The following is a 15,715-nucleotide window of genomic DNA, read 5'->3' as shown; positions in this document are numbered from 1 at the left end:
TTTCTTTATAATTCTTTGAAATCAAGTAAAGGAATCAGCAATTCTGACTCTTCCTTTTCTGGAGTTTCTCCATTGTCGATCCAGCATTGTTCCTTATTGAATATAATCGGAGAAAGCGGGTGTCTTTTTGTCTCTCCATATCCTAATGTGAAATGGCTGTCGCTCAATATCATATGTGCGTTCGTGCCCCCGAATCCAAAAGAGCTGATTCCGGCTCTCAAAACCCCTTTTCTGGGACGCCATTCTTTTAAAGACGTGTTCGGAAAGAATGGCGACTGATCAAATTTAAAACGCGGATTTGGCGTTTTACAATGTAATGTCGGCGGGAGCATCTGATTTTTTATGGATAAGGCAACCTTTATAATACTCGCTATCCCCGCTGCGCTCATTAAATGTCCGAAATTCGTTTTTACGCTGCCCACTCCGCAAAATTGCGTTTCTCCCGTAACCTCCCGGAACACTTCTGTCAGCGCTTTTAATTCAATCGGGTCTCCTATCATCGTACCGGTGCCATGCGTCTCGACATAACTGAGAGTATCTGCATCAATTCCGCCTTTTTTCAGGGCTTTTTTTATCACTACGCTTTGCGCTTTCGGATTAGGTGTTGTCATTCCCATTGTCTGTCCGTCATTATTAACCGCGGATGAGTCAATTACCGCGTAAATTCTGTCACCTTCGGCAAGGGCGTCATCAAGTCTTTTCAAAAGGACTGCGCCGCATCCTTCTCCCGGTACAAATCCATCTGCCTTCTCATCAAATGTATGACATTTTCCTTCAGGTGAAAGCGCCCGAGCCTCACTCAGCATGACGTAAGGCTTTTGATCCAGCAAAATGTCAACTCCGCCAGCAATCGCCATATCTGACTCTTTTGACATCAGGCTTTGACAAGCGAGATGGACGCTGACCAATGAAGAAGAACAAGCCGTGTCTACAACCAGATTCGGTCCTTTCAGATTAAAAAAGTGTGAGATATGCGCACCTATGAAATTTTGTCCTATACCCACGATCGTATTTTTTGAAGGGGAACCTATTTTTGACATAAACGTCCCGGTCCGCGAACCGATGAAGACGCCGACTTCTTTGTTTGATACTTCTTCTTTTGTATAGCCGCCGTCTCTCAATGTCTGGACGCTGACCTCAAGGCATTTTTTGATTAACGGATCAAGCTCTGATGCCTCACTTTTGTTCATATTAAAAAACGCGGGATCGAAAGACTCAATATCTTGAAGAAATCCGCCCCACTTACTGATACTTTTTCCCTTTTCATAGGTGTCAGAGTAGTATGAAGAAATATCCCATCGCGACGCCGGGACTTCGCGGACACTATTTTGTCCTTTCTTCAAATTTCTCCAGAACGTTTCTGTGTCCGGAGCATCCGGAAACTCACAGCCCATTCCGATAATAGCGATTTGGTTCAGACTGGTTTGTTGCATTTGAGATCCGCTGTCCCGTACTTCGGAAGCATTTTGATTTATATGTTGCTCTTTTTTCCGAATCTCAATGTTTTCTGAATCAATTTGAGGACTGATCCCCTCACTTGCAAATAATTCGTTTAAATAGACGCCCAGTTGTGAAAAACTCGGATACTCCAGAAAAGCTGATGGTTCAATTTTTATTTGAAATGCATCTTCCGCTTTTTTGACAAGCTGAACCAGTAAGATTGAATCAACTCCGTAATCCGCAAAAGACGTATCCTGATCTAAATTCTCGTAAGGTATTTTCAGCTCCGCGGAAAAAATCTCCATTAACTTCCTGATCATAGCTTCATTGTCTCCCTGACCAGAGATCTCTTTTTCTTCAGCATCCGGGTTATTTATAGCAGCTTGAATTCTTGTCTGAAGCAGCTGCTCCAGCTTGAATTTCTCCGGATGTGTCTTTGCCGGTATAAGGCAGGGGTATCCGTTTATCGTCATCATTTCATCCAGCATGGCAATACCTGTTTCTGTTGAGTGTGAAAGTAAACCAAGTGCCTGATATGATGGACTTGTCACCTCGCCCATCCCAATGTCCTTCCAGCTCGGCCAGTTAATTGATTGATAATATGTTCTGCCGGCTGCATGCTGATACGCCGCAAAGTAATCCATGAAAGCGTTCGCTGCGGCATAGTCACTTGTTCCGGCGCCTAATAAAGGAAAGGCGCTCGCAACAGATGAAAACAAAATGAAGAAATCAAGTTTGTCATCAATAAAAATGTCATGAAGTACCTGCATCCCCTGTACCTTTGGCTCAAATACTTCTCTTATTTCTTGATCAGATTTATGAATAAAAGCCGGATTCGAATGATTGGCTGCACCAGCGCAATGAATCACCCCGCCGATTTTGCCGAACTTCAGTCTCACCTTTGAAAAGAAGCGATGTAATGTTTCTTTTTCCGTGAGCGGCCCGGAATACACTTCTACTTGAACTCCCTTTTGATCCAACTCATGCAGCAGTTGTAATTTCGAATAAAGAGGTGACTTTTCATCGGTGTCTTTTAACATGCCGGCTATTTTATCAGATTCCGGAAGGTCGGTTACTCCCATCAGCACAAGTTTTTTGACTCCCTTGCCGGCATAATGTCTGGCAAGTTCTGCTCCGATCCCTCTTGTTCCCCCTGTAATAACCAGGGTTTGATCCGTACGGCATACCGGCAGGCCGGATAGTTTCCGGTTTATTTCCGCTGCATGTAATTTCTCGACGTATGGAATATAACGTTCACCGTTCCGGTAGCAGATTTCACTATACAGCCCGTCAGCGCAAGCTTCATCTGTGATTACCTGTCTCAATTCCGCCGCAGTCCCGACATGCCCGTCTACATCTATTGTTTTTGATTTTATCTTTTGATACTCCGCACTCAGCATTTTATATAGTCCGGCTGTTTCGGCTCCGGCTAACGACGGCTTGTCATTCAGAAATGTCTGCAGCCCTCTGGTCACATGTAAAACGAAAAGCTGTTTACGTGTCTTTATGATTTCCTGCAGCAGTGTCAGCTTCCCGATTGTGCCGGTGTGTGCCCCGTTTTGATCACTCCGCAAATCTGACAGGTCAATCATTCCGATGATTTCCGGATTTTCTTCGATGACTGCTAGAGCCGTTTTTTTGGCTTCCCCATCCGAATGATCCCAGTTATCTGCGCAAATGACAGCGGATTCAATCAGAGGATCTGAATTAAACAATTTGAATGCAAGCTGCTCACTTTCACTATTAGCCAGGATCATCACCTGTCCTTTCGTAAAAGCGGAAGGCGCAGCCTTTTGTTTTTTCCACGATTTTTTTAATACACCAAATGATAAGTCAATCGGTGCATGGGGCAGACTTTGCGGTACACCTGTTTTTTTCTCTTTCTGTGCTGCTTTTGCGGCAGGCACCCAATATCTGTTCCGTTCAAAAGGATATACAGGAAGAGAGATAAGCTTCGGTAATTCCGAAGTATACATCTCTTCCCATTCAACGTCTCCTCCGTTCACCCAGTGAATGGCCATATCTCTTGCACTTTTAAAGTGAGCGGCTGACAGGGCACCCTTTTGACCAGCGCCTCGGCGGGCCTTTCCCCTATATAAACCGTTTACCTTCTGATCTGACCGCAAATACATCGTCAGCTTATTGCGAAGATCGTCAATGCTGCTAACCTCAACAGCGAGCCGCTCTTCCATAGCGTTTCTCCCGGTCTGCGAAGTGTACGCAGCATCGGCTAGTGACGTGTTTGGCTCCAGTTCTTTTATATATGCATCAATCAAGAGTCTGAGCCGTTCTTCATTTTTGGCAGAAAGCAGAATAATTTGCGTCTTGCTGCTCTGTACCGTTTCCATCTTTTCTTCATTCTTATACTCTTCGATGATAATGTGAGCATTAGATCCTCCAGCGCCGAAAGAACTGATGCCTGACCTTCTGGCTTGATTTTGCGGCGTCTCCCAATCGGTCAGTTCAGACTGCACGTAAAACGGTGTTTCCCCAAAATCAATATTAGGATTTAAGTGATCGGAATGAAGGGAAGGAGCAAGCTGTTTATATTTCATTTGCATCAGCACTTTTGTGATAGAAGCAATTCCCGCCGCAGCCTCTAGGTGTCCGATATTTGACTTAACCGAACCAATTGCACAACGATAATCGCTTTTCGAGCTGTGCAAAGCTTTGGTTAAACCTGAAATTTCAATCGGGTCTCCCAAAGATGTGCCAGTGCCATGCGCTTCAATATAACTTATGCTGTCTGCATCAATCCCCGCCTTATCAAGAGTTTCACTGATGACGTTTGCCTGCTCGCCCGGATTTGGCACAGTGTATCCGTTTGTTTTTCCGCCGTGATTTACAGATGTTCCCTTAATCACACCGTAAATCCTGTCCCCGTCAGCCTTTGCGGCAGAAAGCGATTTCAAAAGAACGGCCCCGACTCCTTCTCCCGGCACATATCCGTCTCCTCCCGCTCCAAAGCTTCTGCAGCGCCCATCGCTTGAAACAAAATGGTTTTGTGAAAGTAAAGTATATTTATCCGGGTGTAAGGATAAATTCACTCCTCCGGCTATAGCGAGGGTGGATTCTCCCCTTTTTAAACTTTCACATGCAAAATGAACAGCAGAAAGTGAAGAAGAACACATTGTATCAATTGCAAGGCTGGGTCCGTGCAGGTCAAAGAAATATGACACCCGGTTTGCGATAGACGAATAAGAAGACAGGAGCGCCTGACGTTCCTCATCATCTGAAGCACCGGCTGCAAATAACTGATAGTGGCTGTAGGTGACACCGACAAATACACCTGTCTTATGCCGTTTCAACTTTTTCTTTGTGTAACCCGCATCTTCAAACGTGTGCCACGCTGTCTCTAAAAATAACCGTTCCTGAGGATCAATTAACTCGGCATCACGGGGCGAAATTGAGAAGAACAGCGGATCGAATTTATCAGCGTCTTTTATAAAACCTCCCCATTTGCTGTCATGACGGGCATTGTCACCTGTGTGATAATATTTCCGAAAATCCCAACGCTCTTTCGGTATTTCCGTTATACAATCTTTTCCGGAAGAAATATTTTCCCAAAACTGTTCCACATCCTTCGCCATCGGGTAGCGGCCGGCTATACCGATAATTGCAATATCTTCCTCGGAAGGTGCGGATGGTATGCGGGAAACGGAAAGCTTCTCTCGTTTCGCCGGTGCCGAATGATCAATTCGCTGTTCGGCTGCCGGTAAAAACGCCTTCTTCAACTCATGATGATAGTGTTCAAGAAAATACTCTGACAGCTCTTCAACACTGCTGTATTCAAAGAAAAGAGTCTTAGACACTCTTCCAAAATATTTTTCCAGACGGGAGTTAAGACCTAAAATCGTTAGAGAATCAATTCCGTAACGGTCAAACGTATCCTCGGGTAAAATACTGTCCGCCGGTCTTCCCGTTTCCGCACCGACGATCTCTGTCAAAAGACGAACCGTTTGCTTTTTCAGATCTTTTTCATTTAATTGCGGCAGATTACTGTTGTTTTCAGGCACAGTCTCTATTTCTTTATGATCCGTTGAGAGTAATTCACTTATTCTATCTTTGTCTCCGCTGATAACAGCCAGCTGAGAAGCAGAGCGGCTCATACTGTCCTGAAAAGCGGCAAGCCCGGCTTGAGCTGATAAAAGTTCCAGCCCTGCATGTCTTAAAGCTTGCAGCTCCCCCGGCCCGACTGTCATATTCCCCGCATCCCATAACGGCCAATTAATAGAAAGTGTTTTCCCGGGACGTCCTTTAATGCTTCGATACTGAGTGAATCCGTCCATACATCCGTTAGCGAAGGCGTAGTCGCTTTGACCCGCATTAGGCAGAACGGCCGAAAGGGACGAAAACATAACGAAGAAATCAAGAGGCTCTTCTTCAGCTGCTTTATCCAGCCAAACGGTTCCGAATACTTTAGGCGCTATAACTTCTTCTATGCTTTCTTTCGTTTTTTTTATGATAAATGCATCTTTAACAAGTCCGGCACTGTGCAAAATTCCGTTTAATTCTCCGAATGTCTGCTTAATGTGCTTAATCAAAGCGTCCGTCTCTTTTTCCTTTGAAATATCTGCCGGGACATATAAGGCTTCAGCGCCAAGATTTTCAAGAGCGCTCAATTTTTGCGCCGTTTCACGGGAGGCCGGGGAACGGCCGGTTAATACCAGCTTGACTTCTGCCTGTTTCGCCAGATATTCCGCAAACAGATACCCGAGACCGCCGGCTCCTCCCGTAATTAAATACACACCGTTCTTTTTTACACTGAAACTATGTTTCTCCCCATCTTCTTTTTTTACTCTTTGAAGCTGCCTTTTATAATAATGCCTCGGCTCATAACAGGTAAAGTGGTCCTTCTTACATTGATTGTTCCATTCAAAAGAGATGACATCTGCAACATGCTGCTTTGTAAACGGCTCGTCAAACATTGATTTCAGCTCTGCAGCCTTACATGTGAAATTCGGATTTTCGGCCTGTACGGTCTTAAGAAAACTTTCAACCGCGTTATAAATCGGCTGAACCTCACCCTCGGTATTTTCATACAGGTACAAAATCTCAGCTTTTGGACAAAGTTTGTTCGCCATTAAGGCCTGAAACATGTGAAACAAGGAAAACAGACTTTTATTGAGCTGCTTTCTCATTGCATCTTCTGTATTTTTGAAGAGCCCGGCAGCCAAAAAATGAATAATATGACGGGGTCTTATATTTTGAGAACGCAGAACCCCGCATAACGCATCATAATCCTCATCTTTTGCAAAGTTCATTGTAAAACGACCGTTCCGGCAATCTTCGAAACGCTCGCCGGAAGTCACGTAAATGAAAGGTGCCTCATAGCCTTCAAGCTGCCTCTTCATTACGGTATACATGCTGTCGTCTTCGCAAAAAAATAAAATTGGCTCTTTCGTATGCGGGAATTTTTCACTGCCTTTAAATTCATGTCTATCCCATACCATTTCATATAGATGGGTTTTCCCCAAGCTCTTAATTAATTCCAGCCCTTCTTCAGGCGTCAGGCTGCATTCTTTCACCTTTTTCACAATTTGCTCAATTTGCATCGTCTTTTCATTCATGGAAAAGCAACTCCTCTATCAGCTCTGACGTCTCTTTCGTATTCATCTCACCTGTTTGTGCTTTTTCAAGAAGCGACATGATTGTTCCATCTGCTGTATCTTTATTTGAGTTGTGAAGCTCAGTACCCGAGAAAGCTTCAGCCTTCTGCGCTTCATCTTTATTTAAATGAATCCAATGGCTGTTCTTGCTGAAAGGATAAAGAGGAAGAGACAGTTTAACCGGTTTGAGTTCCTCCTCATACAAGTCTTCCCAGCTGATTTCACAACCGATCGTCCACAACTGAGCCAGTTTGGCCGGCTTGTTTTGCTGAATCAGTGATTGAACATATGCATGACCTTCGGGGCCGCCGAATAAAGGAGCGTACAGACTATCAAAATCCGTTACATTTCCTTCATAAACACCTTGCAGCCTGCTCCCCTGGATGTAACCGTTTAATTTTTCAAGAAGATCTCCGGTATTCGAGCAAGTGATCGCAAGGCGGCATTCAAATGGTTCCCTTCCGGTTTGCAGCGTATATGCTATTTCTTCAAGACTGATTCCGGACTTTTCTCTAAAATTGCCGTTATGCGGTTTATCAGCTGATCGATTCCGGACGCTGCTGATATAGCGGCACAGCTCGCTCAGGGTCATTAATTCCTGAAATATATCTAGTGATATTTCTGTGCCGTACATTTGGTTTATATAAGAGATTAATTCGGAATAAGCCAACGGATCAAATCCGAATTCAGAAAGAGGTGACTTTGCATCTATATCTGCGGTATCTAAACGCAGGATACCCGCTGCCGCTTCCCGAACCGCATCTTGCAAATCACGTTCCTGCACCTCTTGCTGACTGAATTGAACTGATAGTTCTTCATGTAAAAACGTTGTTAACTCTTTGGCTTTAACCATCAGCCTTTCTTTTGTTTTGCCCGATAGAACAATGATTTGATCCCGCTCGGCAGTTACTGCTTTATCTTGTCCATATTCAAATTCTTCCACGATGACATGAGCATTTGCCCCGCCGAATCCAAAGGAACTGACTCCGGCACGGCGCGGAACTTCATTTCCTTGTCCATCTTTTAATCTGGCCCACTTCATTGTTTTATTGACAATATGAAACGGCGTTCCGCTTAATTGAATATAAGGGTTCAGTTCCTTGACATGTAGTGTGGCAGGCAGTGTTTTATACTTCATGGATAGTAATACTTTAATCAGCCCCGGCATTCCAGAGGCGGGCTCTAAATGACCGATATTCGTTTTTACTGAACCGATGCCGCAATATTGATCATGATTCTTTCCTGAATGCGGCTCAAAAGATCCAAACGCTTTTTTCAAGCCTTCAATCTCAATCGGATCTCCCAGTTCTGTCCCGGTTCCGTGTGCTTCAATATAAGATATCGTATCAACAGGAATATCGGCATTTTTGTAAACAGACGTTAACAGTTCTGCCTGAGCTTCCGGGTTCGGAGCGGTCAATGAAGCAGATCTTCCTCCGTGATTTTCTCCGGTTCCTCTCAGAACTCCGTAAATATTGTCTCTGTCATTCATTGCCGCTTGCAATGGTTTCAATAACAGAACAGCTGCACCTTCACCGCGGACATAACCGTCGGCAAGTTTATCAAACGTCTTACACCGGCCGTCCCTAGACAAAATACCGAGTTTATCAGTATACATATGCGTGACTGGATCTAAGAGCAGCGAAACCCCGCCTGCTACCGCCAGCTCACTTTCACCATTTTGAATCGAGCGCACAGCTCTGTGGATTGCTACAAGACTGCTTGAGCAGGCTGTATCAATGGACTCACTCGGACCTCTGAAATTAAAATAGTGGGATACACGATTGCTGATGAGCGCCTGGCTGTTTCCGGTTCCCGCAAACGCATGCGCCCCGTCCGAATGCCTCATCAGCAGCTGGCGGTAATCATTAAATTGAATGCCCGTAAACACCCCGATATTTTTGCCAGACAGCTTTGAAGCTTTGTAACCCGCATCTTCTATCGCTTTCCAGGTTTCCTGCAAATAAATTCTGTGCTGAGGATCCATGAGTTCTGCTTCCCGCGGATTAATATTGAAAAACGCCTCATCGAATTTATCGGCATCTGTGATAAAGCCGCCCCATTTCGAATGTACTTCGCTGCTTCCTTTGCCTTCGGCGTATTTTTTCCAATCCCAGCGATCCGGGGGAATTTCCTGAATCAAATCTTTTTCATTGATTAAATTGATCCAAAACTCATCTGCATTTTTTGCTCCCGGAAAAACACAACTCATCCCGATAATGGCAACTGGCTGCTTCTCTGGATGATGGTCAGCCTGTCTTGTTGTCTTTTTTTCAAACGGAAAACTTCGCGGCGGCTTCACGGTTTTCCCGGTGGTTTTCCCAGCGTGCACTACTTTCCTTTTTTCAGAAATGTTTTTTTCTGCATCTGTATTCCCTTTTGCAACAGTACGCAGTTCACTGTTTAGAAATTCTGAAAGAGACTTAATATGGCTGTAAGTAAAGAAAACGGCAGGTGTCAGCTTAAGCTTGTATTTTTTATTCAGTCGGACAGCTAATGTTTTCAAACTGATAGAATCAAAGCCGAGATTGCCGAAATTCTCTGCCGTATCCAGCTGTTCAATGTTAATTTTCAATAATTCCGATACCATTTGCTTCAGTTCTTCCAGGACATTGTCTGCAGACACCGGTGCTGTATAAGAAATTTCCTCTTGACGAACCGGAAGCGTATTTACTTTTTGATGCGGCAGGTCTTTTTTTGCTGGTGTTGTTCCGGCATCCCCGGTAACAACCGAAATTTGCGGACAGTCACTTGCCAAAATCGTCTCAAAAGCCGCTATCCCTTCTTCCGTTTCCAAATAATCAAACCCGGATGCGGAAAGATAAGCTTCTTCCGCTTCTTTGTTTAAATGCATTCCGCCTTTACGCCACAACGGCCAGTTAATCGAAATGCTCTTGCCTTGTCTCTCTTGCCGGCGGCTCTGTTCGGATCTCCAATTTATATATTGATCTTGAAAATAATTGCCCAACGCATAATTAACCTGTCCAAAATCTCCGAAGACCGAAGAAATAGAAGAAAATACGATAAAGAAATCAAGCGGCTCATCTTTCGTTAATTCATCTAAGCATACCGTTCCTTCAATTTTAGCGGTCATGCCCTCTGAAAAATCAGTCAGATTCATCTCTGTAAATAACCGATCATCGGCATGACCAGCTGAATGAATAACACCTTGAATGGAGCCCCAAGTCCGTTTCGTTTCTTCTATGACCCGTCCCATCGTCTTTTGATCTGCGGCATCAGCTTGATAATATACAGCATCTCCTCCAAGCGCCTGCAGCCGGTCAATGTTATGGCGTTTATCAGCTGTTAACGGTGACCTTCCCGTCAATACTAATTTTGCTTGATACTGAGAGGCTAAATATTTTGCGAAAATCAGGCCCAGACCGCCCAAACCGCCCGTTATGAGGTAAACCCCTTTCTGTTTCAGCAGATGAGAGTGCTCTGTATAATTGAACACATACTCCTTTAATGTCTTAACATACCTCTTGTCATTTATATATTTAACTTCTTCCGCCTGCTGTTCCATGCCTGAAACCATTTCGTTAAGACAAAATTCAGCCATTTTTTCAATTGATATACGTTCTGAAAAGCCGATTGACTTCACATTCTCTGCGGATGGCACCAACATATTTGCCGTTTTTAAACAGCCTGCAAGAGCGCCCGTATACGGATCATTCACGCCTTCTTTAAAAGAGTGAACAAGAAGCAAAGAATGAAGATAAAGAAAGGCGTCACTGCGGGCGCTCAGGGCTTTTAATAAATAAAAAATTGATTCCAGGCCGCTGAGAAGGCGGTCACCCGCGTAAAATGTTTCTCCCGTGTGCAAGATGACATCAGGAGAACATCCCTTTTTCTCCAATTCTTCAAATAAACGAATGTAATCTGACGTCACTTCCGGGTTTACACAGAATGTCAGCAGATTTTGATCGGTCTGCCGCTGATCCGGCGTGACGAGAATGACACGGCTGTCTGATTGATTTTTCAGAGCTTCAGCTAATGCTTCATCTTTTGCAAAGACAAGAATTGTTTTTGGCTCCCTATCTTTGATTTCAATCAGAGGGTTTTTTTGATCCCACTTATGCTCATAAAAACGTACATTTTTATTAGGCTTTTCGCCAAAAACCAGCCCGCTCAGTTCCATCAAAATCCCGCCGGCATTGTCTAATACATACACATCATAAGCCGAATCGCTTTCTTCAGTTTGTTCCGCATATACATAAACGGGTTCAGTCTCATGATCAAAAATCGTACATTCTTTAATGTTTTTCGGGAGCTCTCCGGCATTTTCCCCCGCAAGGTATATGACGGCTTGATATACGCTCTCAATAACTTCCGGTTTGATTATGCACCCTTTCGGCCCGGCCTTTGCTTTTATCTTTAAAAGTACCTGTCCGTTCCTGCCGACGCAGTGCTCTGCCGCTTTCAGACTGTCACTGCAGCTGTATCCGAATTCGGCAAGCCGCTGATAAAACGCTTCGTACGGTATGCGGTCTGCATGCTGAGACAGGAACGGCTCAAGATGAATATTTCCGTTCTCGTACGCTCCGCCTTCTAATTCGAGCCGCCCTGAGGAATAAATGGATGAGTCGCTCTGTTTTTCTATAGAATACGATGCACCCTGATTATCCGGGGTTAATACAATCCGGATCTGCTCATTGCTTCCGCTTTGTAACATCGGTTCTCTAAAGGAGAGCTCTGTTAATTTAATAATCGGATTCCCTGAAGCCATCGCTCCGGCAGCTCTCGCCATTTCAATCTGGCTGAGAAACGGAAACATTTCCTTGTCTTGATACTTTGTTTTTATATACAAACCGGTATCGCTTACATTGATAAGAAACTTCTGTGCTTTAAAATCAGATATATTGCATGAAATGTAAGGATGCAGATCGTTATTTACGTTCATCCGGCGGCTTCCCGTATTTTGCGCATCTATTCTGCATAGCTCTTTGGCAAATGGATATCCGGGTGCTGAAATCCGTCTCAAAGTGACATCTTTATAAAGTGACGGCCAATCTACTCCGTTACCGCCAACCCAGTATTCAGCAATCTTCACAAGATCCCTGTTTGCGGCTGCTTCTTCAATCTCAGCTTTGTTCATCCTTTGAGCTTCTGTTGTGTCTTTGCCGCTTGTAAAAATATGATCCATCGCGTTTCCGAGAGTATAATCTGTCAGTCCTTTAAGCAATTCATCTTTTGTAGAAGCGATAACAGCCAATCTGTGCGGCATTTCTTCTCTGCCGGTTTGTAAAGTAAATGCTGTATTTCTAAGTGTTTCTAAGGGATAATCTCTGGCTGCTATATGTTCTTTTGCGCGTTTTGCATATTCTGCCAGCCTGTCGGCATTTTTTGCAGAAAAAACAAATAAAAGCTGTTCAGGTTCTTCAGCCGCGTGAGGAGAGATAGCTTCATCCGCAAATTCTTCTAAAATAACATGGGCATTAGCTCCTCCTGCCCCGAAAGAACTGATTCCGGCACGCCTGGGAACGGATGACTCCCATTTTTCGGCACTGTCCGGTACATAAAAAGGTGTTTTTTGAAACGGTATATTTTCATTCAATTCAGCAGAATGAGTCAGTGACGGAACAATCGTTTTATGTTTCATTTGAAGAATAACTTTCGTAATGCCCGCTATGCCTGCAGCAGCCTCAAGATGTCCGATATTTGATTTAATCGATCCGATCGCGCATGTTTTCTTATCGCATTCGGCATCTGAAAATGCTCTGGTCAGACCGGTGATTTCAATCGGATCTCCTAACGCGGTGCCTGTTCCGTGAGCTTCTATATAGCTGATGCTTTTTGGATCAATAAACCCTTTTTTAAAGGCTCTCGTAATGACCTCACTTTGAGCTTTGGGATTCGGCACGGTATATCCATTCGTCTTAGCACCGTGGTTGATGGCTGTTGCCTTAATAACTGAATAAATCTGATCACCGTCTGCAATAGCCTTTTTCACAGGTTTCAGCAGCACGGCACCTGTCCCTTCTCCCGGCACATAGCCGTCTCCTCCAGAACCGAAGCTTCTGCACCGGCCATCACTGGATAAAAATCCGCCTTGAGTCAGGAGTTCATATTTATGAGGATGAATGGATAAATTGACGCCTCCTGCAATTGCAATTTCACATTCATTCCTGATTAAACTTTCACAGGCAAAATGAACAGCCGTTAATGATGAGGAACACATCGTGTCCAAAGCAATACTTGGCCCGCTGAAATTAAAGAAGTAGGATACCCGGTTGGCGATTGATGCATACGAGGAAGAAACGGCCGCTTCGTGACCAACGCTGTACAGCTGATAGTGGCCGTACATAACCCCTGCAAAAACACCGACGTTTTTTCTTTCAAGCGTTTTCTTTGCGTACCCAGCATCTTCTATGGTGTGCCAAACCGTCTCTAAAAACAGTCTCTCCTGCGGATCAATTAATTCAGCTTCGGCAGGAGAAATATTAAAGAACAACGGATCAAAATGATACACATCGTCAATAAATCCCCCCCATTTGCTTTGGTTTTTTACTTCATCGCCCGCTGCGGGCTGATAGTGCAGCCCCGAATCCCACCGATCCTTAGGTATCTCAGTTATACAGTCTTTACCGTTCAATAAGTTTTCCCACAGAGTATCAAGATCATTTGACATCGGGTAACGTCCGCTGATACCGATAATCGCGATATCATTATCATGATACTTCTCCTGCTGCACCTGATTTTTCATCTGGATTTTCTGTTTCCCGTTAACATCGGCTGTCTGTTTATTATCTTTTTTCTTCTGAGATGGGGTGCTGCTCCCGTTTTCTCCTAACCGGAGTTTATGAAGAAGAGTATCCCTGTGCTCCTCAACGAAATACTGTGACAATTCTGCCGCAGTCTGATATTCGAATAACAGCGTTTTTGAGAGCGCGCCGAAATGTTTTTCAAGCTCATTCGTAATATTGATAATCATAACGGAATCAAGTCCGTATTTTTCCAATGCTTCTTCTGCATCTATTTTGTCCGCAGGCATCCTGAATTCTGCAGCAATCATTTTTATGATGAAATCAGATGTTTCAGCTGTCAGTTTCTCTGAATCAAATGATTCGATATTTCTCCCTGTTCCTTCATCTGCCTGAATATTGTCTTTTCGTTCATATAATTGCTGAACATGATTGTCAATTTGCTCATCTCCGTAAAATACAGTAAATTGCGAAAAACCGGAGGACAATGCGACTGCAAACGCTTCTTTACCTTCTTCTTTTTCTAAAGGATAAAAACCCGCCTTTTTCATTGTCTCTACCGTTCGCTCGTCCACTTGCATGCCGACTTCTTTCCACAGCGGCCAGTTCAGAGAGAGAGAAATCGTATCAGAATCCTGGGCAGAACGCATATTCATGAAATGATCCATATAACTGTTTCCAAACGCGTAATCAGATTGCCCGACATTCCCCAACACTGCGGAAGTAGAGGAGAAGCAAATGAAAAAGTCAGGATTTTCTTTCTCAACAGCATCATTCAGCCACATCGTACCCAATACTTTCGGTCTGATTACCTGATCGAATTCCTCTCGTGACTTGTTAAGAAGGAAAGAGTCACGGATGATTCCCGCGCCCTGAATGACCCCGTTTACTTTTCCATAAGAAGTTTTGGCTTTTTTGACTACATATTCGGCTTCTTCCTTATTGGTAATATCAGCCTGAACATAAACAGCTGAAGAACCGGCATCCTCTAATCGTCTCAGCTGTTTCCTTATATGATCTGAAAGCGGAGATCTCCCCGTTAAAACAAGGCAGCATTTTGTTTGAAAAGCCAAATATTCTGCAAAGGTAAATCCTAATCCGCCCGCGCCTCCTGCGATAATATATACTCCATTTTCTCTCAGCGGCACATCTCCGCTTCCGGAATTTTTTTCGGGTTCATACGTTTTGAGCTGTTTGACATAACGCTGCATGTCTTTATAACGGATCTCTACATCTGAAGGCTGGAAATCACTCAGCTCATTGCGTATGATATCAGCTGCGTGAACGGCTGCTATTGACTGCTCCATTTCAATGCTTTTTGCTGAGATTAACGGATTTTCCAGCTGCAATGTCCGCAAAAATCCGCTTGCCGCCGCGTAAAGAGGCTGTTCTCCAGAAAGATGCGAAAAATATCCATATAACAGCTTGATCGGTTTGCGGCAGTTATTTTTGAAGAGCGCCTGTTGTAGTAAAAACAAAGAATAGACTCCGCTGTCGCATTGTTCACGAATTGCTCTCTCTGTCTTTTCAAACGGCATGTCTGACCACAAATGCACCGCTTCCCGTATATCTGACTTCTCTTCTTCTATAAGCCATCCTAACAGGTTTATGTAATCTCTTTCAGAGCGGGGGTCGATTTCAAATACACCGTCCCCGGTTTTTCGAAACTCTTTCCCCGGCTTAACCAAAATAACCCTTGTATCATGCAATGCAGCAAGTTCTTTACTCACATCTTCATTTTTATCAAATAATAAAAGGCTGCCCTCACGTCGGCCGCCTTTTACATGAATATTGAGATCTGTCCGCTGCCAGACCGTCTGATAATATATCGCCTGTCCGTTACCCCCTGCGGAATGAGAACCAAGCTGCTGTATCCGCTTTACTCCTTCTTCCAAAGAAATGATGCCGCTTTCTATGTCAGAAAGTACTTTTTTTCTAATATGACGGGCTTCTTTCATAAAA

At 44.1% G+C, this 15,715-nt stretch carries 2 protein-coding genes; both read right to left on the bottom strand.

All coding sequences use genetic code 11. From position 1 onward, the window contains the following. Window positions 1-5: 5 nt before the first annotated feature. On the bottom strand, window positions 6-7,010 hold the full coding sequence (locus MY7_RS06175; RefSeq protein ID WP_007611166.1) for an SDR family NAD(P)-dependent oxidoreductase: 7,005 nt from the start codon (window positions 7,008-7,010) through the stop codon (window positions 6-8). Continuing rightward, window positions 7,003-15,711 carry a type I polyketide synthase gene (locus MY7_RS06170; protein ID WP_029325886.1) on the bottom strand — a complete coding sequence of 2,903 codons (8,709 nt, stop codon included), beginning with the start codon at window positions 15,709-15,711 and terminating at the stop codon, window positions 7,003-7,005. Before MY7_RS06170 ends, MY7_RS06175 begins: the two co-directional genes overlap by 8 nt. Between the last annotated feature and the right edge of the window lie 4 nt (window positions 15,712-15,715).

The organism is Bacillus sp. 5B6 (genome assembly GCF_000259405.1).
GTDB lineage: Bacteria > Bacillota > Bacilli > Bacillales > Bacillaceae > Bacillus > Bacillus velezensis.
The sequence above is the reverse complement of the archived record's forward strand: the minus strand, read 5'-3'. Positions and strand labels throughout refer to the sequence as shown.

Bases quoted from the DNA above. Each gene is read 5' to 3' on its own strand.
- MY7_RS06175 (WP_007611166.1), bottom strand. From the start codon at position 7,010: ATGAATGAAAAGACGATGCAAATTGAGCAAATTGTGAAAAAGGTGAAA.
- MY7_RS06170 (WP_029325886.1), bottom strand. From the start codon at position 15,711: ATGAAAGAAGCCCGTCATATTAGAAAAAAAGTACTTTCTGACATAGAA.